Genomic DNA, 21,831 nt, shown 5'->3' with positions numbered 1-21,831 from the left:
CGCTTAAAGCTGTTGAAAATCGGCTTCCTGTCGCGCGGACCAACGGACGGTGATCTCAAATCCGTCGTCTGTCTGACGCTCGCTCTCAACAACGTCTTGGTCAAACAACCAAGCGCGCTTTTTGCCGTCCGAAAATTCCAGCGTCAGCACCGCCTCGCGTACGGCACCTTGTAACGCTTCGGCGATGACTTCTTGCAGCCTGTCCAGCCCCTCACCGGTGATGGCCGAGATCGCCAGCACATCGTCATTGCGCGCCGCGCGGGCGCGCATGGCCTCGGCGCGGTCTTCGGGCAGCAGATCGAGTTTGTTCCAAACCTCGAAACTACGGGTCTCTTTTGGCACGCCGAGTGAGGCGAGAATATCGCGGACATTCTGGGCCTGCTCTTCGGTCTCGGCGTGGGAGACATCGCGCACGTGGCAGATGATGTCAGCGGCAAGCACCTCTTCGAGCGTGGCGCGGAAAGCGGCGACCAGTTCCGTCGGCAGGTCAGAGATAAACCCAACCGTGTCGCTGAGGATAATCTCCGGCCCGTCGGGCAACACGAGGCTGCGCATGGTGGGGTCCAGCGTGGCAAAGAGCATGTCTTTGGCCATGACCTCAGCCCCGGTCAAGCGGTTGAAAAGCGTGGATTTCCCGGCGTTGGTATAGCCCACAAGCGCGACGATCGGATACGGCACCTTGGCCCGCGCAGCGCGGTGCAGGGCGCGGGTTTTCACGACTTTTTCCAACTGGCGGCGCAGGCGCACCAGTTGGTCGTCGATGGCACGGCGGTCGGCCTCGATCTGGGTCTCCCCCGGACCGCCGACAAAGCCCAAACCGCCCCGCTGCCGTTCAAGGTGGGTCCAGGCCCGCACCAGCCGCGTGCGCTGGTAGTTCAGCGCAGCCATTTCAACCTGCAAGACACCTTCGCGGGTCGCGGCACGGTCGCTGAAGATCTCGAGAATCAGCCCGGTACGGTCGAGCAGTTTGACGCCCCACGCCTTCTCCAAGTTGCGCTGTTGAACAGGTGTTACCGGACCGTCGACCAAAACCAGTTCGACCTCGGCGTCCTTCATCCGCTGGTCCAGCTCTTCGATCTTGCCCTTGCCAAAGAGCATCCCGGCCTGAACCGCGCGCAGCGGCACGACTTCGGCGCCTATGACCTCCAACTCCGGCAGCGCCTCGGCCAAGGCCACGGCTTCGGCCAGCGCGGGCTCAGGCGCGCGCCGGTCGTTGTCGGATTTGATATCAGGATGCAGCACCCAAGCGCGTGTTACGCGGGGCCCGTCACTGTTGTCGATCTGGAAAGTTGGACGGCTCAAGAAGCGTCTTCGCCCTCATAAAGGCTGATCGGCTGGCTTGGCATAATCGTCGAGATCGCGTGCTTATACACAAGCTGGCTTTGACCATCGCGGCGCAGCAGAACGCAGAAGTTGTCGAACCAAGTAATCACACCTTGCAGCTTGACCCCGTTGATCAAAAAGATCGTTACCGGGACTTTCGTCTTGCGCACGTGATTAAGGAACGCATCCTGTAGGTTCTGTCTGTCTGACGCCATCGTAGTCTCGCCTTTGTTCTTGCTGGCGTCCGCGTACCGGACCCCCCCATTAGGCCTGAGTATGGAGCGGGAGGGCGCGAGTTTCCAGACTAAATATCAGTGCGCTAACCCAGACAAAGGGCCGACCGTGTCAGGCGCGCCACAAATTTGGGCTGAGCAGCGCAATAATCGCCAAGGTTTCGAGCCTCCCCAGCACCATTGCACCGCAGAGGATCGCCTTGGCCGCAATGCCCAATTCAATGAGCCGGATCGGTGTGTCGGCAGCATGTTCAATCAGCGGCCCGGTGGTCGAGAGAGTCGCGACCGACATGACCACCGCCGCATCGAAAGGCGTGCCGGTGAGCGTCAGCAGCAGTGTCACCCCGGCCAGCGACATGGCAAAGAGCATGAAGAAAATCCACGCGATAAAGGCGCCGTTGCTTTGCAACCGACGACCTGCGGTACCGGCCCCACTAACCGAATTCGGATACACCAGCCGGTCCATCTCGCGTACACCGTTTTGATAAAGCGCAAAGACCCGCAGTAGTTTCACACCCCCCGCCGTTGTCGCCACTCCGCCGCCGATCAGCGCCAGCCCCATCAGCACCAGCCCCGGCGTGCTCAGGCCAGACCAGCCCTGCGCCTCGATCCAATGCTCTGAGACGAAACCCGTGGTGGTCAGAAAGGACATCACAGTGAAAATCGCCCCCCAAAGCGCATGCAAGGCACGGACCCCATCGACCTCCACCTCGACCTCGAACGCGCCGATCCAATGGCGTGCGAAGAGCAGGAGCGGCACACCCACAACAACCAGAATGCCGATGCGGAATTCCGGGTCGGTCATCAGCCCGCCTTGGGTTGCTGTCACCGTGTCTTTGGAAAAGGTCAGCCGCGACAGGGCGAAGAACATGAACAGCATCATCACGGCCTCGCCCGAGACATTGATCTGCGCCTCTTCAATGCCGCCGATGGGCGAGATGCCCGAGGTCGCCAAGACAGACATCGCATGACAAAGCGCCACCAGCGCGGTCTCGCCGCCAATCACCAGCAAAAGCCACAAAAGCAGGGTCAGCCCGGCATAGATTGGCAAAAGCGTCTGGGTGGTGCGCAGCAGACGTTGGCGCGGGGTGATCCGCCCCACTCGCACACCTCCGCGGTCATCGGGACGGCCGGGCTCGGCCTGTGCGGTCACCTCGAACCCACCCAAATGCAGCGGTGCCAGAATAGCGGAGGCCGCGACCCACATCAGCAGCCCGCCCATCCAGCCCACCTGCGCGCGCCACAAATGCAGCGTGTCGCTGAGCCGTTCGGGATTGTCAAAGACCGTGGCCCCGGTGGTGGTTAGCGCGCTCACCATCTCGAAATAGACATTCACGAACCGCGTCGTCGGCAGTGCTTCCAAAAACGGCACGGCAAAGAACACCGGCAGAAAGACAAAGGCCGACAGCAGCGACAGAAGCGGCCCAAGCGCCCCGTCGAGCGGTTTGCGCCCGGCATGGGCAATGGCAATCAGCGTAAAGGCCACAAGCCCCAACAACCCGGCATAGAGAAAAGCACGGCTGGCAAGATGGTCGTTCATCACCAGCCCGTGAATAGACGGCACGATCATCGACAGGGCCGACACGCCAAACAGTTGCAAGAACAGCGGCAGCTGGGTGATCTCGCGGCGAATTGTGGTCGTTTGCGACACCCTTGCCCCCCAGGTTCAGAAGAAGTCGATCGAGACCTGCAACAGTTGCTCAACCCGCGGCACGTCCTCGGCCAGCGCGAAGAGCGCCACGACATCGCCCTCGTCAATCCGAGTGTTGCCGTGCGGGCGGATCACCTTGTCGTCTTTGCGCAACATGCCAATCAAGACGCCCTCGGGGAAGTCGATCTCGGACACCTTTTTACCCGCCAGCGGCGAGGTCGACAGCACCTCGGCCTCAATCACCTCGGCTTCGGCATCTCCGATGGAATAGACCGCCCGCACCCGGCCATGGCGGATGTGACGCAGGATCGAGCTGACGGTCGTGGCGCGCGGGTTGATATAGGCGTCAATGCCCAGAGGCGTCATCAGCGGCACAAGCGTTGGGTCATTGATCAGCGCGATCACATAGTCGCAGCCCTCGGCCTTGGCCCGCACACAGGCGAGCATATTGGTCTTGTCATCATCGGTCACGGCCAGCATCGCATCGGCGCGGCTGATCCCGGCCTCGGCCAGCAGTGCGGCGTCCAGCCCGTCACCGTTCAGAACAATCGTCCGCTCCAGCGCTTCGGCTGCGCGTTCGGCGCATTTGCGGTTCTTCTCGATCATCTTGGTGCGCACGCGCAGCGGCCCGGCTTCAAGATGCTGCGCCACGGTCAGCCCGACATTGCCGCCGCCGACCAGCACGACACGTTCCTGCTTGGTGGTCTGCTTGCCGAAAATCTCCATCGTGCGGGCGACATCTTCGTGGTGCGAAAAGACATAGCAGTCGTCACCGGGGAACAGCTGATCCTTCGCCTCTGGCGCGAACAACGTGCCATCGCGGCGCACGCCCACGACCACGGCACGCAGGGTCGAGAAGAGATCCGTCAACTGCCGCAGCGGCGTGTTCACCACCGGGCAGTCTTCGTCAATCGTGATGCCCAGCAGTTGCGCCTGCCCGTCCATAAAGACTTCGGTATCAAAAGACGCGGGCGCGCTGAGGCGTTGCAGGGCGGCGGTGGCCACTTCCATTTCAGGGCTAATCACTACATCGATGGGCATGTGATCGCGGCGGTAGAGGTCAGAGTAAATCGCGTCGAGATAGGACTGGCTGCGCAAACGGGCGATCTTGCGGTTGATGCCGAACACCGAATGCGCGACCTGACAGGTCACCATATTGACCTCATCGGAATAGGTCGCGGCGATGATCATCTCGGCGTCCCGCGCTCCGGCGCGGTCGAGCACATCGGGGTAGCTTGCAAAACCCGCGATGCCCTGCACATCCAGCGTATCGGTGGCGCGGCGGATCAACTCGGCATTGCTGTCGACAACGGTGACATCGTTGCGTTCCCCGCTAAGGTGCCGGGCGATCTGCCAGCCCACCTGCCCTGCGCCGCAAATGATGATCTTCATAAAGGCTTCCTTACCCTTGGCCTTGGTTCAAGCCGCGGTCATATCAGGTCGGTTAGATGGCATGACAGATGGGTTGGCAAGGGTCAAATCAATTGTCATTGCCGCGAGAGAGGCGCATGATGTGGCCATGAAACCGATCTCGCTCCGCCCCGCCCGCACCCGCTTTGCTCTTGCCCTATTTGGCTTGGGCGTGGCCGCCTGCGCGCCGCTGAACACCTATTACAAACCCGGCGCCAATGTGGCGCAGGTCAATCGCGCCACCACCGCCTGCGAAGTACAAGCGCTGCGCGATGTGCCCGTCTCAACGCAGGTACGTCGCACGCCGCCGCGCTATATCCCGCCGCGCCGAAGCTGCGATTCCAATAACAATTGCACCACCACCGGCGGGTTTTATGTCCCCGGTGAGTTGATCACCTTTGACCCTAATACCGAACTGCGCAAACGGGTTGAGACGCAATGTATGGCCGACCGAGGCTATGCGCCCGTGTCGATCCCCGCCTGCCCCGGCAGTGTCGCCCGCGCAGCCCCGGTACAGGCCACCACGACCCTGCCTGCGTTGAACCCAAAGTCCTGTGTGATCCGTAACTCGGATGGCTCCTTTCAGATCGTCACGCGCGGGTGAGGTTGGGATGCGAGGGGCCAGCCCCTCGCATCCCGGGGGTATTGTGGGCCAAAAAGAACCTTAGCCCGTCGCTTCGACCTCTTCGTCCACATGCGCCACGCGAACACCGGCTTTAGCTGAAGTCACAACGCCGAGCGATTTCAATTTGCGGTGCAAGGCGCTGCGTTCCATGCCGACGAAATTGGCCGTGCGGCTGATGTTGCCGCCGAAACGGTTGATCTGGGTCAGCAGATATTCCCGTTCAAAGGCTTCGCGGGCCTCGCGCAGCGGCAAAGTGGCCAAGGCACCGGACAGGACCACGCGGCCCTCTTCGCCGCCGCTGCCGTCCTCTTCGCCGGGCAGTTCGCGGGCCTCGATCGGGCCGGAGCCATCGCCGAGGATCAGCACGCGCTCGACGAGGTTTTTCAACTGGCGCACGTTGCCGGGCCAAACCATCGTCTGCATCAGCGCCACGGCATCTTCTGTCAGGCTGCGTTGGGGGAGACCTTGAGAGGCATTGAACTCTGCGATGAAATGTTCCGCCAGAAGCGGGATGTCTTCGCGGCGTTCTTCAAGCGACGGCACGGCAATTGGGACCACGTTCAGACGGTGGTAGAGTTCTTGACGGAAGGTATCGGCCTTAATCGCCTGATCCAGATCGCGGTTGGTCGAGGAGATCACGCGCAGGTCAACGCGCACCTTGTCGGTACCGCCGACGCGGGTGAATTGCTGGTCCACTAGAACGCGCAGGATCTTGGACTGGGTGCCAAGCGGCATGTCAGCGACCTCGTCAAAATAGATTACCCCGCCGTGGGCCTGTTCCAGCAGACCGGGTTCCACCCCACGATCCGACGTTTCGCGGCCAAAGAGGACTTCTTCCATCCGGTCTGGGGCCACCCCGGCGCAGTTCACCGTCACAAAGGGGGCTGAGGCGCGGGCGGAATTGGCGTGGATGTAGCGTGCGGCCACTTCTTTGCCGGACCCTGCTGGACCGGTCAGCATCACGCGGCCATTGGATTTGGTGACCTTGTCGAGTTGGCTTAGCAAAGCACGGTAGGGCGCGGAGGTGCCGATCATCTCGGCGGTTGTCGTGTCGCGGCGCTTGAGGGTCTGGTTCTCGCGGCGCAGGCGGGAAGTTTCCATGGCGCGACGGATCACCACCAGAAGCTGGTCGATGTTGAAGGGTTTTTCGATAAAATCGTAAGCCCCCTGTTTGATCGCCGCCACCGCAATCTCGATATTGCCATGGCCCGAGATGATAACCACCGGCACATCCGGGTTGTCGCGTTTCACGGTTTTAAGGATGTCGATCCCATCCATCCGGCTGTCTTTCAGCCAAATGTCGAGAATGATCAGCGCCGGAGCTTCACTGTTGATCGCGCCCATCGCCTCGTCAGAGTTTCCGGCCAGCCGGGTGGCAAAACCTTCGTCCTGAAGAATATCCGAGATCAACTCACGGATGTCGCGTTCGTCATCTACAATCAGAATATCACTCATCTGCCTTGTCCCCTTGTTGCGGTGTTATATCGGCGGCCAAGGGCAGTGTGATCACCGCCATGGCGCCTTGGTGGTCCTGCCCGTCAAAAGCAGGCGCGGTTTCGAGCGTCAGGCTGCCGCCATGTTCCTCGATAATCTTTTTCACGATAGGCAGACCCAGCCCGGTGCCTTCGCTGCGTGTGGTCACATAGGGCTCAAACAGGCTGGCGCGATCTTCGGGCAGGCCGATGCCATTATCCGCGATGGTGATGCAAACCTGCTGATCCTTGGTGTAAAGCGCCACGCGGATTTGCGGCACCAGCCCTTCGGGGGCGCCTTTCTTCGTCAGCGTTTCGATGGCTTCTCCGGCGTTCTTGACCAGATTGGTCAGTGCCTGAGAGATCATCGTGGCATCTAGTTCGGCCACGACGGGCGCATCGGGCAGGTCCATGTCGATGCGAACGTCCTCCTGCCGGGTTTGCTGCAAAAGCACCGCATCGCGCAGCAGGTCCGTGATGTCCTGACGACTGGTTTCAGGCTCCGGCATACGGGCGAATTTGGAGAACTCATCTACGATCCGACGCAGATCACCAGTTTGGCGGATGATCACCCCGGTCATCTGTTCGAGCGCTTCGTCGTCGCCTTCGGCCATCTTGGGGCCAAACTTGCGTTTGATCCGCTCGGCGCTAAGCTGAATTGGCGTCAATGGGTTCTTGATTTCATGCGCGATGCGGCGCGCGACATCGCCCCATGCGGCCATGCGCTGCGCGCTCACCAGATCGGTCACATCGTCAAAGGCTACGACATAGCCTTCCAGATCGCCATTCTTGGCGCGGCGTGTCGCCATGCGCACCAGCAGGTTTTCCATCGCGCCCTGACGGGAGACTTTCACCTCAGCCTGCGCCACTTCGCCTACGGCAGTCTTGACGGTTTCAAACAACGGCCCGAACTCTGGCACGGCTAAGGTCAGCGGCAGGCTTTGCTGTTCTTCTGACCAATCGAGCAGGCGCATGGCAGAGCGGTTCACAAAGGTAACGCGGCCTTCGGGGTCCAGCCCCACCACGCCGGAAGTTACGGAACTCAACACGGAATCGAACAAGCGGCGGCGGCGCTCAATCTGGTCGGTATTCTCCAGCAGGGTTTCGCGCTGGCCTTTGAGCTGCCGCGTCATCTGGTTGAAGTAGCGCCCCAGCATCGCGATCTCATCGTCGCCCTCCTCTTCGCGCACCTGCACGTTCAGATCCCCCGCGCCGACCTGCTGTGCCGCGCCAGTAAGCCGCCCCACCGGGCCAGACAGACGTTCGGCAAACCACAGGCCAAGCCACACAGCCGCAAGGATCAGGATCACCGCAAAGCCCAGATAAACAAGCGCAAATTCAAACAACAGCCGACCGCGTTCGGATTCAAGCTGTTGGTAAAGCCGCACCGTTTCCTTGGTCTCGTCCAGCAGCGATAGGATGTCGCCATCCACCGCGCGGGAAACATAGAGGTAGCGGTCGACATAGGCCTCCATCGGCACCAACGCGCGGAATTCGTTGTTGGGCCAATCCTCAATGACCAAGATGCCCTCTTCGGCAGCCGTGGCGATCTGCTCTTCTGTCGGGGCTTCGAAATCGAACAGATAGGATCGATCCCCCCGCGCCCGAATTTGGGCGGTGCTGTCGATCAGGAACGCCTCGCGCAGCCCGCGTTGGATCTGGCGCTGCCCTTCACCCAAAAGCTCGCTGTCGCTCAAGCCGATGCCTTGAGCGCGCGCGGCGGCAATGCTGCGGGCAAGGGTCTGGGCGTCTGAGATCAAATCTTCCCGCTGCTCAGCCTCATAGGCTTCGGCTGCCGCCAGCGAAGAGCCGACCACACCGCTCACCCGGTCGGAAAACCAGCCCTCAAGCCCGACATTCACCGTGAGCCCGGCAAAAATCGCCACGGTCACCGTCGGGATCAACGCCATCAGCGCAAACACCCCGGTCAACCGCAGGTGCAGACGCGAGCCTGCTGATTTCGCCCGACGGGCCGAGATCAGCCGCCCGACTTGGATCAACACCAGCGCCGCGACCAGCAGCACATAGACCAGATCAGTAAGTAGGATGAGGCGCAGGTTGAAGGTATCCGCCCCCTGCCCCAAGGGGCCGAGCGCCAGATAGGTGGCAAGCGCCAGCACAGGGCCGAGCACCACCAGCCCGAATGTGGACCAATTGCGCAGCCGTTTGACGCGCCTTAGCCGTCCCAAACGCTCAAGTTTGAACCTGCGTGACCGGGTTGCCACCCGCGTACCTCATCGATTTTGTGATGCATTGCTGCACCAACCGCCATTTTATGTGGTCCTGATCGGGATAGTTCCCCGATGGCCACGCTTATGTGGCTCTTTTACATCATCTTGCGGCCCCGTGTCACCTCTATATCGAGGTCGGTGATCTTTTTGCGCAAAGTATTTCGGTTAATTCCCAATAAAGTCGCGCATTTGGCCTGATTGCCTGCCGTTGCGGCAAGGGCGATTTCAATCAGTGGCAATTCAACTTCACGCAGAATACGCGCATAGAGACCGGGCGGCGGCAGCATGGCACCGTGCAGATCGAAATAGCGTTGCAGGTGACGTTCAACCGAAGCCCCCATCCGCTCGTTATCCGCCTCTTTGCGCAGCGGCGCACGGCTGGCTTCAGCGCCGAGCAGTCGGGTCACATCCCCCTCGGACACCTCACCGCCGAGGCAAGTCTGCGCAAGCTGACGGACCGTATGCTCAAGCTCGCGCACATTGCCGGGCCACGGCGCCTTTTGCAGCGCACGACCAGCGGAGTCAGACAAAGAGACATGCGGCGCGGCGCTCTGTTGGCTCAGAAAATGCGCCGCGAGCAGCGGGATATCCTCAACCCGATCCCGCAGGGCGGGCAGGTCAATCGTCATGGCCGTCAGGCGAAAATACAGATCGCGGCGCAAGCCGCCTTCCTCCAGCGCAGCCTCCAGATCGGCCTGACTGGTGGCGATGAAGCGCGGCGCGTCGGTGCTCTGTTCCTTAGCGGTGCAGATGTCCAACATCCGAACCAGCCGCGCCTGATGCTCCGGTGCCAGATCGGCCAATTCGTCGATCATCAGCGTGCCGCCGCGCAGCCGCGCCAAAAGCTGCGCGGGACCGTCCACATCGGCCAAATCCGTCTCGCTTAAGGTGAGAAACGGCAGACGCCCTCGGTCGGACAAATCATGGATCGCCCGCCCGATCAGAGACTTTCCTGTACCACTCTCACCGCGGATCAAGACCGGCACGTCGCTGTTCAGCACCTGCGCCACGCGGCGGTAGAGTGCCTGCATGACCGCCGTGCGCCCGATCAGGGGCAGCTCCTCACCCTCGGCCCCCGCGTCATCCAAGGCAGCCCCCTTCCGGCGGGGCAGCTTCGCGCTTTGCTCCAATGCCAGCGCGGTGCGTTTCATCAGGTCCGGCAGGTCAAAGGGTTTAGGTAGATAGTCAAAGGCGTCGGCCTCATTCGCCTTGATTGCGGTCATGATCGTGTTCTGCGCCGAGATCACGATCACCGGCAGGCCGGGGCGGTCCTGCGCAATTTTCGGCAGCATCTCCAACCCGTTGCCATCCGGCATGATGACATCCGAAATCACCGCATCGCCTTTGCCCTCAGCAACCCACCGCATCAATGTGGTCAGGCTTGAGGTCGCATGGACCTTGCAGCCTGCGCGGGTCAGCGCTTGGGTCAGAACAGTGCGGATCGTGCGGTCGTCGTCGGCGACGAGGATGGTCCCGTCCATGTCAATTCTCCTGAAGGTCAGCCGCCATGGCGCGCGGCAGTGAAATGCGAAAGGCGGTGCGTCCGGGCGCGGAGGCGACCGAAATCCAGCCGCCGTGGTCCGAGATGATCTTGCTCACCAGCGCCAGCCCCAACCCGGTGCCGTTCTCGCGGCCCGAAACGAAAGGGTCAAAGACATCGGCGCGGATATGCTCCGGCAGGCCGGGGCCATCGTCGATCACCTCGATCTGGAGCGGCAGTGGCTGGCCATCGCCCCCGGCGCGGCGCAGGCGGAAACCGTGTTCGTAAAAACTGCGCAGCCGGATCGTTCCACCAGATGGCCCTGCGGCCTCGCAGGCGTTGCGAATGAGGTTAGACAGAACCTGCATCAGCTGGTCTTTATCCCCAAGCGCGGGGGGCAATGAGGGATCGTAATCCTCGACAATCTTCATATGCGCGCCAAACCCCAGCAGCGCCGAGCGGCGGGCGCGGTCAAGCACATCATGTAGGTTCACCGCGCGACGCTCTGGCGCAGTGAGGTTGCCGAATTGTTCGACCTGCTCCAGCAGTTTCACGATCCGACGGCTTTCGGCCACGATCAAATCGGTGAGTTCCAAATCTTCCGGCCCAAGATTCATCGACAAAAGCTGCGCCGCCCCTGTGATCCCCGCCAGTGGGTTCTTAATCTCATGGGCGAGCATCTCCGCCATGCCGATCGCGGATTTGGCAGCGGATTTGACGCTGTGGTCTTGGGTCACCCGTCCGGCCAATTCCCGTGGGGTGATCATCAAGATCATCTGTCCCGCGCTGCCCGCCAAAGGCGCAATTTGCAAGCCACATTGCATCGGCGCACGCTGTATCGCGCCCACATCTACGTCATTAACAAAGAGGGGCGTTCCCTGTGCGCGGGCGCGGGCGAATGCGGCCTCAAGGGTCTGATCCACTGCAATGAGCTGCCAGATCGGCACCCCGCGTGCGCTTCGGGCAGAGGTGTTCAAAAAGCCTTCGGCGGCGGGGTTGAGATCATCGACCCGGTCATCCTCGGCGACCAGAAAGGCAGGCACCGGCAGGGAGGTCCAGATCGGTGGCTCCTGCGCCGGAGCGCTCATGCCGCGACCGCGTGGTCTGCGTCCATCGCCGCGGCGATCAGGGAAAAGGTCGTCTTGGCGTCCCGCGCTGTCAGCAAGGCACGCCGCAGATCGGCGGGGGTGCCCGCGTGATCCATATACCAGCCCAAATGTTTGCGCGCGACACGCCCCCCAAGGTCGGGGCCGTAGAACTGCAACATCGCCTCGAAATGCTCAGACACCATTTCGGCCAGCGCGACCCTCGTGGGCACCACAGGCGCGCGGTGGTTGTAAAGGTCATGGGCAATCTGCGCCAGCAGCCAAGGCCGCCCCTGCGCACCGCGCCCCACCATGACCCCATCGGCCCCCGAAAGCGCCAGCGCCTCCCGCGCGTTCTGGCTGCTGGTGATATCGCCATTTGCAATGACAGGCACCGAAACCGCTTCTTTCACCGCCCGGATAGCCGCCCAATCGGCACGGCCCTTATAGAACTGACAGCGGGTGCGGCCATGAATGGTGACCATCTGAACCCCCGCCTCTTCGGCCCGTTTGGCGATTGACGCGGCGTTAAGCATGTCGTCGTCCCAGCCCAGCCGGGTCTTGAGCGTGACCGGCACCTTGACTGCGCCGACCACAGCCTCAATCAGCCGCAGCGCATGGTCGGGCGTTTTCATCAGTGCCGAGCCAGAGGCGCCCTGTGTCACCTTTTTGGCCGGACAGCCCATGTTAATATCAATGATCTCGGCCCCCATCGCTTCGACCATCCGCGCCGCCTCTGCCATGGGCGCAGCCTCGCGTCCGGCCAGTTGCACCGATGTGCCGACCACGCCAAGACCCAATTCCGCCTTTTCACGCGTGCCGGGACGGCGGCTCAGCAACTCCTGACTGGCGACCATCTCAGAGACGACCAGACCCGCACCGAATTTTGCCACCAAGCTGCGATAGGGCAGATCAGTGATCCCCGCCATCGGCGCCAGCAAAACCGGAGGGGTGAAGTTCAAGGCATCGGCAGTCACGTGGTTAATCCTTCTACGGTCCTTGCTGTGTAGTCCCTCGGCAGCGCGGCCTCAACAAATCCTACTGGAAAACCCGCCTTGCCGCACGCCACTGCCTAAAATTTAGGCAGCGCGCTTAGATTGCACAGTGCCGCCGCTTTGCCTAGACAGAGCCATGCTTTTTATCCTGCCCTTCGCCATAGAAAGACTGCCGCAATGAGCATCGCTGCCTTGATTGTCGCCGCAGGTCGTGGCCGTCGCGCCGGTGGGCCGGCCCCCAAACAATGGCAACCGCTTGCCGGGGCGCGGGTGATCGACCACACGCTCGCGGCGTTCCAAGCGATGCCGCAGATTACCGAGATTGTGCTCGTCCTGCATGAGGACGACATGCACAATGCGCCCGCTTTCAGCGCCAAGGGCATCACCGTCACCACCGGCGGGGCCGAGCGATCTGCCTCCGTAGAGCGCGGGTTGGCGGCGATAAAGACCGCCAGCAAAGTGCTGATTCACGACGCCGCCCGCCCCTGTGTCAGCGCTGAGGTCATCCAAGGCGTGATCGACGCGCTTGCCCAACATCAAGCTGCCGCCCCCGGTCTGCCTGTTAGCGATGCCCTGTGGCAAGGAACCGACAAGGTGGTCACCGGCACGCAAGACCGCAGCCAGTTATACGCGGCGCAAACCCCGCAGGGTTTTGACCTCGACGCGATCCGCGCCGCCCACGCCGCCTATGAAGGCACCGCCGCCGATGATGTCGAAGTCGCCCGCGCGGCGGGGCTGCGGATTGCCATTACCCAAGGCAGCGCAGATAACTTGAAAATCACCCGGCCCGAGGATTTTGCCCGCGCCACCCGCCTATTGGAGACCCGCATGGATATTCGCACCGGCAACGGATTTGACGTTCACGCCTTTGGCCCCGGAGACCATGTGACCCTCTGCGGTGTCGATATTGCCCATAGCCACGGGTTGGTCGGCCATTCTGACGCCGATGTCGCGCTGCACACGGTCACCGATGCGATCTACGGGGCGCTGGCGCGCGGTGATATTGGCCAGCATTTCCCACCCAGTGATCCGCAGTGGAAAGGCGCGCGCAGTGACATTTTCCTGCGTCACGCAGCAGAGCTTGCCCGCGAGATGGGCTTTACCCTCACCCATGTGGATTGCACATTAATCTGCGAAACACCCAAGATCGGCCCCCATGTCGCCCCGATGCGGGCCTCTATGGCGGAAATGCTGGGGATTGAGGTCGACCGCGTCTCCGTCAAAGCGACCACCAGTGAACGCCTTGGCTTTACCGGACGCGGCGAAGGCATCGCTTGTATGGCCACAGTCACTCTGGTGAAAACATGAACCCGGCGCATCTGATCGCCACGCTGATTGGCGTCGGCCATATCCGCCCCGCGCCCGGCACTTGGGGGTCGCTGATCGCCCTGCCCTATGCTTGGCTGTTGCATGTGATTGGAGGGTTTCCGCTTTTGATCATCGGCTTGCTCGTCGCCTTCCCCGCAGGATGGTGGGCGACGGCACGCTACACAGCCGGTGGTGCAGACCATGACCCGTCAGAGGTCGTGGTGGATGAATTGGTTGGCCAATGGATTGCATTGCTGCCGCTGTCCTATGCAGCGTGGTCGATGCAAATTCCGATCCTCGCCATGTGGCCGGGCTGGATCGCTGCTTTTGCGCTGTTCCGGCTCTTTGACATCTGGAAGCCGCTCATCATTGGCTGGGCTGACCGTCAAGGTGGCCCGCTGGGTGTTATGCTCGACGATATCTTTGCCGGGGTTTTCGCGGCTCTGGGCGTCATGGCGCTCGCCGCGCTCTACCACGGGGTGCTGTAGATGAGCATTGCCGCGCGACTGCTCAACAAAGCTAAGGAAACGGGTGCCATGGTCGCCTGCGCCGAAAGCTGCACCGGTGGGATGCTCGCCGCGGCACTCACTGACTTGCCGGGGTCTTCGGCGCTGCTTGATCGGGGGTTTGTCACCTATACCAACGCGGCCAAAGTGACGATGCTGGACGTCCGCCAAGAAACGCTCGCCAAATTCGGTGCGGTATCAGAACAGGTCGCTAAGGAAATGGCCGCAGGGGCTTTGGCCCATTCAGACGCGCAGATCGCCGTCTCCATCACCGGAATCGCTGGTCCCGGTGGGTCTGAACACAAGCCCGAAGGCCGCGTTTGCTTCGGGCTTGCAACCCCCTCAGGGATTGAAACGGAAACTGTTGAGTTCGGCCCCCAAGGTCGCGACGCCGTCCGCCTTGCCGCCCGCGATCATGCGCTGACGCTGCTTTTACGAGGCTACGCCAAGCCTGCCCTCTAGCTGCCGGTGCTTTTCTGCGGCCCATAAAGCGCTTTTGCCCGCGCCTCAAAAGCGCGCACAATCCGCAGCATCGCCTCGTTAAAGACGACGCCGATGATTTTTTGCAAAATCGCGCTCTTAAACTCGAAATCGACAAAGAAATGCACCTGACAGCCTTCGAGGTTATCCTCAAAATGCCAGTTTGATTTCATATACTTAAACGGGCCGTCGAGGTATTCCGTATCGATCTTCTTGGCCTCGGGCCACAAGACCACGCGGCTGGTGAACCGCTCGCGGAACACCTTGAAGGAGATCACCAGATCAGCCTCCATCACACGGTGATCACCCCGGTCTTCGTCGCTGCGAATGCGTGCCGCAGCGGTCCAGGGCAGAAATTCAGGATAGCGCCCCACGTCAGCGACCAGATCATACATCTGTTGAGCGCTATAGGGCAGTTGGCGGGTCTCAGAATGGGTGGGCATTGCGTTCCGTTACATTGCGGGTTACCCCCTATCTCACTGTTCGATCCCGTAGATTCAAGGGCAAACCATGGCACAACGGCCTTACGTCATCGATGAAATGATCTCGGCCAAGGCCATCGCGGCCCGGATCGAGAACCTTTGCCGCGAAATTCACGACGAATTCGACGGCACGGACAAACTGATTGTTGTGGGGCTGCTGCGCGGGTCTTTCGTGTTCATTGCCGATCTTGTGCGTGAACTCGACCTGCCCATCGAAGTCGATTTTCTTGAGGCTTCGAGCTATGGCGACGCGATGGAAAGCAGCCGCGAAGTGCGCATCCTCAAAGATTTGCGTGGCGCGATTGAAGGCCGTGATGTTTTGGTCGTCGAAGACATCGTCGACACCGGCCACACCTTGCATCATGTCACCAATCTGCTGCGATCGCGCGAGCCTGCGCGGCTGAAATCCATCGCTCTGCTCGACAAACCCACCCGGCGCGAGGTGGACCTCAAGGCCGATTGGACGGGCTTTGAAATACCGGATGAGTTCGTTGTGGGCTATGGCATCGACTTTGCCCAACGCAACCGCAACCTGCCCTTTATCGGTAAGGTACGCTTTACCTGATGGACCCGCGTTGGCTGATGCGCATGTCGCTTTGGCTGCGCAACCCGCCTTCTCTTGCCCGCGTGATACTGGTTTTTGCGGTCATCGCCGCAACCCTTGCCATAGGGCTGATCGAATGGCTGGGCTATTGGCCGGACTGGGCCACCGCCGAACGGGTGCCGCGCCGTTTCTGACGGCGCCCCTTCGCCCCTCCCGCTCATCACATTTTTGTTTTTTGCAGGTCGCCTTGGCCGTGTTAGGCTGCGGCAACAAAAGGGAGAGAACCATGCATTTGACCAAGAGCATTACCGCCATCGGCCTCGGCGCCATTATGATTGCCACCACCGGCTTTGCCGCGAGCCATAGCGAAAAGGCCGCCAAGGCAGCAGTGGGTGCGCGTCACGCGCAGATGCAGTTAATCGCCTACCATACTGGAATTCTGGGTGGCATGGCCAAGGGTGAAACAGACTATGACGCCGAAATGGCGCGGGTCGCGGCCGCCAACCTGCATGCTGCCGCCAGCCTTGAGCCATCCAGTCTTTGGCTCGAAGGCACCGAACAAGGCGCGGTGGAAGGCTCCCGCGCCAAGGCTGAAATCTGGAGCGATATGGACGGGTTCACCAACGCGCTCAAAACCCTGCAAACCGCCAGTGCCGAGATGATGGACATGGCAGGCACGGATCTTGATGCGCTCAAGGCGGGCATGGGCGGGGTCGGCAAAGCCTGTGGCGCCTGCCACGATGATTACCGCGGCCCCAAGAACTAAACCTTGCGCAGCGTTGTTACTGTCGTTTTGGCCTGTGCCGTTCTCGGCGCGGGCCTTGGCTGGGGGCTGACCCGGCCCGAACCGCTTGACCAAAGCTATGGCGCGGGGCTGACCGCTGACCCAGACGCTGGCGCGCTAATCTTTGCTGCGGGCGGCTGCGTGTCCTGTCATGCCGCGCCGGAAAGCGAGGGTGAGGCGCGTTTGGTGCTTGCGGGTGGCCTGCCTTTCGCAAGCGACTTTGGCACCTTTTATGCGCCCAATATCTCATCCGATCCAGATCACGGCATTGGAAACTGGACCCTGCCAGAGTTTGCCCGCGCGGTAACGCAGGGTGTCTCGCCGGAAGGGCAGCATTACTACCCCGCCTTTCCCTATACCGCCTACGGTCATCTGGCCCCGCAGGATGTCACAGACCTCTTTGCCTATATGCAGACCCTCCCGGCCAGTAGCACCCCCAGCAAGCCGCATGATGTCGGTTTTCCCTTTAACGTTCGGCGGGGGCTGGGCCTGTGGAAAGTGCTTTTTGCCAAGGATGACTATGTGCTGGCAGGCGACCCTGACGCGCAGGTTGCGCGCGGGCGCTATCTGGCCGAAGGGTTGGCCCATTGCGGTGAATGTCACACGCCGCGCAATGCGCTTGGGGCGCTGGACCACAGCGCTTGGCTGACCGGGGCGCCAAACCCCTCGGGCAAAGGCAAAATCCCCGGCATTACCCCCGCGCAGCTGGACTGGTCAGAAGCTGATTTGGTTGAATATTTCACCTCCGGCTTCACGCCTGAATATGACAGCGCCGGGGGCGAGATGGCCGAGGTGGTCAGCAACCTTGCACAATTGCCTGAAAGCGACCGCGAAGCCATCGCGGCCTATCTCAAAGCCCTGCCCGGCGGCTGACGCCGGGCCGCAGTTTTAAGCCAACCCCAGCTTGCGATTGCGCGCTTCACGCAGACGGGCAAAGTCATCGCCCGCGTGATAGGACGAGCGCGTCAGCGGCGATGCGGAAACCATTAAGAACCCCTTGCCATAAGCGGCCTTTTCGTAAGAGGCGAACTCTTCCGGTGTCACGAAACGGTCCAGCGCGTGATGTTTCGGCGTGGGCTGTAGATACTGACCGATGGTCAAGAAATCGATGTTAGCAGCGCGCATGTCCTCCATCACCTGAATGACCGCTTGGCGGTCTTCGCCCAACCCAACCATGATGCCGGATTTGGTGAACATCGACGGGTCCAGTTCCTTGACCCGCTGCAGCAGACGCAAGGAGTGGAAGTACCGCGCACCGGGGCGCACCTCAGGGTAGAGGCCCGGCACCGTCTCAAGGTTGTGGTTGAACACATCGGGCCGCGCCTCGACCACCTGCTCCAGCACAGATGGGTCACAGCGGATGAAATCCGGCGTCAGAATCTCGATCGTGGTGTTTGGACTGCGGTGGCGCACGGCGCGGATGGTCTGTGCGAAATGCTCGGCGCCGCCGTCTTTGATATCGTCACGGTCGACCGAGGTAATCACCACATGGTTCAGCCCTAGCTTCGCCACTGCATCGGCGACCCGGCCCGGCTCGAACACATCCAGCGCCTCTGGCGGTTTGCCCGTCGCGATGTTGCAAAAGGTACAGGCACGGGTACAGACCTCGCCCATGATCATCATCGTGGCGTGGCCTTGGCTCCAACATTCGCCTACGTTGGGGCAGCCCGCCTCTTCGCAGACCGTGACCAGCTTATTGTCGCGCATAATCCGCGCCGTTTCGGCATAGCCTTTGCCACCGGGGGCCTTCACCCTGATCCAACTCGGCTTTTTCGGCTGGGCATTGTCAGGTTTACGCGCTTTTTCGGGGTGGCGCTGTTCGGGTATCTTCAGATCGCGCATGGCTGGCCTCTGATCATTGTGTCGCAGTCTCTCTATCATAGTCACTGGGCCGATGACCACCAGCACCGATATTCGCAGGCGCAACGCAGCCTTGCATCTCTGGCAAACCGTTATGTCGCTGTTCTTATGCGGTTTTATGCCGCGATTAACGAACCGTGCAGTTGCAGCATTGCGAAAGTTGAAGACCCTTCTTATATCCGCTACCAAGCCACGAAGAATCCATTTTGAGAAAGAGAGACGCGATGAAACCCGGTATTCAAGTTCCCAACGTCACCTTCAAAACGCGCGTGCGCGATGAAAGCATCGGCGGCGACAACCCCTTCCGCTGGGAAGACAAGACCAGCGATGACTTTTTCAAGGGCAAGCGCGTCGTCCTGTTCTCCCTCCCCGGTGCCTTCACACCGACATGCAGCACCTACCAGCTGCCTGGCTTTGAGAACAACTTTGCCGCATTCCAAGAGCAGGGCATCGACGCGATCTACTGCCTGTCGGTCAACGACAGCTTTGTGATGAACAAGTGGAAAGAGATGCAGGGCGTCAAGAACATCGACGTGATCCCTGACGGTTCGGGCGAGTTCACCCGCCGCATGGGCATGTTGGTGGCCAAAGACAACCTCGGCTTCGGCGCACGTAGCTGGCGCTATGCGGCCATCATCAACGATGGCAAGATCGAAGCATGGTTCGAAGAGCCCGGCATCTGCGACAACCACAGCGAAGACCCTTACGGCGTGTCCAGCCCCGAGAATGTGCTGGAATACCTCGCCAACGCCCGCAAAACAGAAGCGGCGTAAGCCAAGTCAATGGATCAGGCCAACCTTGGCCTGATCCGCTGCCCGACCCAGCTTTTACAGCAAACGGCGCGTCCGTTCGGTCATCCCCTCCCCGACTTCTTTTAACGTTTCAGCCAGTTGCGTGACCCATCCGCCACCGGGGGTTTCTGCACGCCGCACCAAGCCGATCTGCCGTGCGGGCTCGGGCGTGGCAAACCGATGCAGCCGCAACCCCGGTGCCGCGTCCAACTCGGTGCGGGCGGCGATTTCGGGCATCAAGGTCATGCCAAACCCAGCCTCAACCAGCCGCGACAGGGTTGCGAGAGATGACGCCCCCGTGTGAATGCCGGCCTGTGTGCGATCCCGCTGACACACCTCTAGCGCTTGGTCGGTCAGGCAGTGGCCATCTTCTAATAACATCAGGGGGGTTCGGGTCAGCTCTGTGGGGCGGGTGACCATCGGCCCCGCCATGCGTTCAGCCGAACCAGCGAGCAAGAAGCGGTCCTCAAACAGCGGTGTCTCGGCCATGCCTGCCTCTCCGGACGGCAGCGCCATGACTGCGGCGTCCAAGGCCCCTTTGCGCAGGTCGGCAAGCAACACCTCCGTCTGCGCCTCGCGCACTTCGACCCGCAACGAAATATCCCGCGATCTAAGGGCAGCCAGAACGCCGGGCAGCAGATAAGGCGCAACCGTGGGGATCAATCCAAGGTTCAACGTGCCCGCCAACCCCACCTGCGCACGAGCTGTCGCCTCAAGCAATTTGGCTTGACGCAGGATATCATCAACGCGGCCCAGAACCTCCCGCCCTAATGGCGTGAGAACCGACAGGCGGCTTTGCCGTTCAATTAAAGGCCCCCCAAGTGCGGCTTCCAAACTGCGAATTTGAACCGACAATGCGGGTTGTGAGATATGACAAGCCGCTGCCGCACGGCCAAAATTGCCGAGCGTGGCGAGAGCGCGGAAATATTCGAGTTGTTTTAGCGTGAAGTTCATAACCTTTTCCTATCGAAAAGTTATAAAACTGCAATTGGAAATTATAAACAAGATCGGTCATGCTGCTGGCAGACACTAGCAGAGGGGACTTCGAGATGAGCAAACGTCTGACCACCACCGCCGGCGCACCGATGCCGACCAATGACACCAGCAAGACCGCCGGCAGCCGTGGCCCGATCCTGCTGGACGATTACCAGTTGATCGAAAAGCTCGCCCACCAAAACCGAGAGCGGATTCCCGAACGCGCCGTCCACGCCAAGGGCTGGGGCGCGGAAGGGACATTTACCGTGACCCATGACATCAGCGACTACACCTGCGCTGCGATCTTTTCGGAAGTGGGCAAGACCTGCGAAATCCTGTCGCGCTGGTCCACCGTGGCGGGTGAGTTGGGCGCGGCGGACAGTGAGCGCGACGTGCGCGGCTTCTCGATCAAATTCTACACCGAAGAAGGCAACTGGGACGTTGTTGGCAACAACACCCCGATCTTCTTTGTGCGTGATGCCTATAAGTTCCCGGACTTCATCCGCACCCAAAAACGCCACCCGCGCACCAATCTGCGCTCGCCCGAGGCGATGTTCGACTTCTGGGCCGCGCAGCCTGAATCGGTCCACCAGGTCACCATCCTGATGTCTGACCGTGGCATCCCCGTGAACCCGATGCATATGCATGGCTACGGCAGCCACACCTATTCGATGTGGAACGCCAAGGGCGAGCGTCATTGGGTGAAGTTCCACTTCCGCTGCCAGCAGGAAATCCGCAACCGCACCAATGAGGATGCGGAAAAGCTGATCGGCGCGACGCGCGAGAACTTCCAAGAGGATCTCTTTAACGCCATCGAAGAGGGCAACTTCCCTAAATGGGAACTCAATATCCAAGTCATGCCCGAGGAAGAGGCCGAAACCTGTGGTTTCAACCCCTTCGATCTGACCAAAGTCTGGCCCCATGCGGATTACCCGCTGATCCCGGTCGGCATGTTGGAGTTTAACCGCAACCCTGACAACTACTTCCAAAGCATCGAAAACGCCGCCTATTCGCCGTCCAACAAGATCCCCGGCATCGGCTTTTCGCCCGATAAAATGTTGCAGGCGCGGGTCTTTTCCTATGCCGATGCGCATCGCTACCGTTTGGGGACGCATTACGAAGCCCTGCCCGTTAACGCGCCCAAGGCAGCCCCGATGCACCACTACCACAAGGACGGCAGCATGCGGTTCTTCCCCCAGCAGACCGGGCATCCGGATGCCTATTACGAGCCGAACCAATACGAGGACTCGGCCCGCCCCGACCCATCGGTACAAGAACCGCCGCTGCGTATCTCGGGCGATGCGGACCGCTATGTGCAAGAGGAAGCAGACGCGGATTACATCCAACCGCGCAAGCTCTACCTTGAGGTCTTTGACCAAGCGCAACGCGACCGGCTGCATGCAAATATGGCAGGCGCAATGGCACCCTGTTCGCAGTCGGTGAAAGAACGCTGGTATGCGGTGCTTGAGAAAGTACATCCCGACTATGCCGCCGGTGTCCGCGCGGCGGGAGAGAAAGACGCACTGGCCATTTCGGTGACCGATGAGACGCCGACACGGGTGGCGGAATAAAACCAAAGGCGGCGGGCACTCAAGT

At 61.0% G+C, this 21,831-nt stretch carries 22 protein-coding genes; 10 read left to right on the top strand and 12 right to left on the bottom strand.

All coding sequences use genetic code 11. The features are described from left to right. Positions 1–3 precede the first annotated feature (3 nt). The 4 genes from hflX to trkA all read right to left on the bottom strand — a co-directional run bounded on the left by hflX (position 4) and on the right by trkA (position 4,599). The gene (hflX, locus tag HTT03_RS02395) at positions 4–1,302 is read right to left on the bottom strand and encodes a GTPase HflX (RefSeq protein WP_174858285.1); all 1,299 of its coding nucleotides are present in this window, start codon (positions 1,300–1,302) and stop codon (positions 4–6) included. Further along, positions 1,299–1,538 (bottom strand): RNA chaperone Hfq, encoded by a 240-nt coding sequence (gene hfq / locus HTT03_RS02390; RefSeq protein WP_007119530.1) that lies wholly within the window; start codon positions 1,536–1,538, stop codon positions 1,299–1,301. Before hfq ends, hflX begins: the two co-directional genes overlap by 4 nt. 130 nt (positions 1,539–1,668) lie before the next feature. Continuing rightward, entirely contained in the window at positions 1,669–3,207 is a 1,539-nt protein-coding gene (locus HTT03_RS02385) for a potassium transporter TrkG (protein ID WP_174858284.1), read from the bottom strand. A 15-nt stretch (positions 3,208–3,222) separates the two neighbouring features. Beyond that, positions 3,223–4,599, bottom strand: coding sequence for a Trk system potassium transporter TrkA (gene trkA / locus HTT03_RS02380; protein WP_174858283.1), 1,377 nt, complete (start codon positions 4,597–4,599; stop codon positions 3,223–3,225). Between the two features lie 61 nt (positions 4,600–4,660). On the opposite strand from trkA, the gene HTT03_RS02375 reads away from it, so the two are divergent. Continuing rightward, on the top strand, positions 4,661–5,221 hold the full coding sequence (locus HTT03_RS02375; protein ID WP_174858282.1) for a hypothetical protein: 561 nt from the start codon (positions 4,661–4,663) through the stop codon (positions 5,219–5,221). 60 nt (positions 5,222–5,281) lie between these two features. On the opposite strand, the gene ntrX is transcribed toward HTT03_RS02375, so the two are convergent. From ntrX to dusB, 5 genes are all read right to left on the bottom strand, one after another. Then, a complete protein-coding gene (gene ntrX, locus HTT03_RS02370) occupies positions 5,282–6,697 on the bottom strand; it encodes a nitrogen assimilation response regulator NtrX (protein ID WP_174858281.1) in 1,416 nt (471 codons plus the stop codon). Next, positions 6,690–8,939 (bottom strand): ATP-binding protein, encoded by a 2,250-nt coding sequence (locus tag HTT03_RS02365; RefSeq protein WP_174858280.1) that lies wholly within the window; start codon positions 8,937–8,939, stop codon positions 6,690–6,692. The genes ntrX and HTT03_RS02365 overlap by 8 nt, the downstream gene beginning before the upstream one ends. Positions 8,940–9,040: 101 nt before the next feature. Further along, complete coding sequence (locus HTT03_RS02360) at positions 9,041–10,426, bottom strand: response regulator (protein WP_174858279.1); 1,386 nt, start codon at positions 10,424–10,426, stop codon at positions 9,041–9,043. A 1-nt stretch (position 10,427) separates the two neighbouring features. Further along, positions 10,428–11,513 (bottom strand): two-component system sensor histidine kinase NtrB, encoded by a 1,086-nt coding sequence (locus tag HTT03_RS02355; protein WP_174858278.1) that lies wholly within the window; start codon positions 11,511–11,513, stop codon positions 10,428–10,430. Further along, positions 11,510–12,487 carry a tRNA dihydrouridine synthase DusB gene (gene dusB, locus HTT03_RS02350; protein WP_174858277.1) on the bottom strand — a complete coding sequence of 326 codons (978 nt, stop codon included), beginning with the start codon at positions 12,485–12,487 and terminating at the stop codon, positions 11,510–11,512. Before dusB ends, HTT03_RS02355 begins: the two co-directional genes overlap by 4 nt. 195 nt (positions 12,488–12,682) lie before the next feature. Here dusB and HTT03_RS02345 point away from each other — a divergent pair, with 195 nt between their 5' ends. The 3 genes from HTT03_RS02345 to HTT03_RS02335 are packed head-to-tail and all read left to right on the top strand — an operon-like array spanning position 12,683 to position 14,781. Beyond that, positions 12,683–13,813, top strand: coding sequence for a bifunctional 2-C-methyl-D-erythritol 4-phosphate cytidylyltransferase/2-C-methyl-D-erythritol 2,4-cyclodiphosphate synthase (locus HTT03_RS02345; RefSeq protein WP_174858276.1), 1,131 nt, complete (start codon positions 12,683–12,685; stop codon positions 13,811–13,813). After that, positions 13,810–14,301 carry a phosphatidylglycerophosphatase A family protein gene (locus HTT03_RS02340; RefSeq protein ID WP_174858275.1) on the top strand — a complete coding sequence of 164 codons (492 nt, stop codon included), beginning with the start codon at positions 13,810–13,812 and terminating at the stop codon, positions 14,299–14,301. Before HTT03_RS02345 ends, HTT03_RS02340 begins: the two co-directional genes overlap by 4 nt. Further along, positions 14,302–14,781, top strand: a complete 480-nt coding sequence (locus tag HTT03_RS02335; RefSeq protein WP_174858274.1) for a CinA family protein — start codon at positions 14,302–14,304, stop codon at positions 14,779–14,781. It abuts the gene before it with no gap. On the opposite strand, the gene HTT03_RS02330 is transcribed toward HTT03_RS02335, so the two are convergent. After that, positions 14,778–15,242, bottom strand: coding sequence for a type II toxin-antitoxin system RatA family toxin (locus HTT03_RS02330; protein ID WP_174858273.1), 465 nt, complete (start codon positions 15,240–15,242; stop codon positions 14,778–14,780). The genes HTT03_RS02335 and HTT03_RS02330 overlap by 4 nt on opposite strands. 67 nt (positions 15,243–15,309) lie before the next feature. Here HTT03_RS02330 and hpt point away from each other — a divergent pair, with 67 nt between their 5' ends. The 4 genes from hpt (at position 15,310) to HTT03_RS02310 (ending at position 17,482) form a co-directional block, all read left to right on the top strand. After that, a complete protein-coding gene (gene hpt, locus HTT03_RS02325; RefSeq protein ID WP_174858272.1) occupies positions 15,310–15,846 on the top strand; it encodes a hypoxanthine phosphoribosyltransferase in 537 nt (178 codons plus the stop codon). Further along, entirely contained in the window at positions 15,846–16,019 is a 174-nt protein-coding gene (locus HTT03_RS02320; protein ID WP_174858271.1) for a hypothetical protein, read from the top strand. Before hpt ends, HTT03_RS02320 begins: the two co-directional genes overlap by 1 nt. Positions 16,020–16,111: 92 nt before the next feature. Beyond that, a complete protein-coding gene (locus HTT03_RS02315; RefSeq protein WP_174858270.1) occupies positions 16,112–16,591 on the top strand; it encodes a c-type cytochrome in 480 nt (159 codons plus the stop codon). A 3-nt stretch (positions 16,592–16,594) separates the two neighbouring features. Further along, positions 16,595–17,482 (top strand): c-type cytochrome, encoded by an 888-nt coding sequence (locus HTT03_RS02310; protein WP_174858269.1) that lies wholly within the window; start codon positions 16,595–16,597, stop codon positions 17,480–17,482. Positions 17,483–17,497: 15 nt separating this feature from the next. Here the strand turns inward: HTT03_RS02310 and lipA are convergent, their stop codons facing one another. Further along, positions 17,498–18,451 carry a lipoyl synthase gene (gene lipA, locus HTT03_RS02305; protein WP_174858268.1) on the bottom strand — a complete coding sequence of 318 codons (954 nt, stop codon included), beginning with the start codon at positions 18,449–18,451 and terminating at the stop codon, positions 17,498–17,500. A 242-nt stretch (positions 18,452–18,693) separates the two neighbouring features. Here lipA and HTT03_RS02300 point away from each other — a divergent pair, with 242 nt between their 5' ends. Further along, positions 18,694–19,242 carry a peroxiredoxin gene (locus HTT03_RS02300; RefSeq protein WP_174858267.1) on the top strand — a complete coding sequence of 183 codons (549 nt, stop codon included), beginning with the start codon at positions 18,694–18,696 and terminating at the stop codon, positions 19,240–19,242. A gap of 54 nt (positions 19,243–19,296) precedes the next feature. Here the strand turns inward: HTT03_RS02300 and HTT03_RS02295 are convergent, their stop codons facing one another. Beyond that, the gene (locus HTT03_RS02295) at positions 19,297–20,214 is read right to left on the bottom strand and encodes a hydrogen peroxide-inducible genes activator (protein WP_174858266.1); all 918 of its coding nucleotides are present in this window, start codon (positions 20,212–20,214) and stop codon (positions 19,297–19,299) included. A 95-nt stretch (positions 20,215–20,309) separates the two neighbouring features. On the opposite strand from HTT03_RS02295, the gene HTT03_RS02290 reads away from it, so the two are divergent. After that, positions 20,310–21,806 (top strand): catalase, encoded by a 1,497-nt coding sequence (locus tag HTT03_RS02290; protein WP_174858265.1) that lies wholly within the window; start codon positions 20,310–20,312, stop codon positions 21,804–21,806. Positions 21,807–21,831 lie beyond the last annotated feature (25 nt).

It is taken from the genome of Sulfitobacter maritimus (assembly GCF_013346665.1).
Classification (GTDB): Bacteria; Pseudomonadota; Alphaproteobacteria; order Rhodobacterales; family Rhodobacteraceae; genus Sulfitobacter; species Sulfitobacter maritimus.
This window is presented reverse-complemented; position numbering and strand designations above follow the sequence as displayed.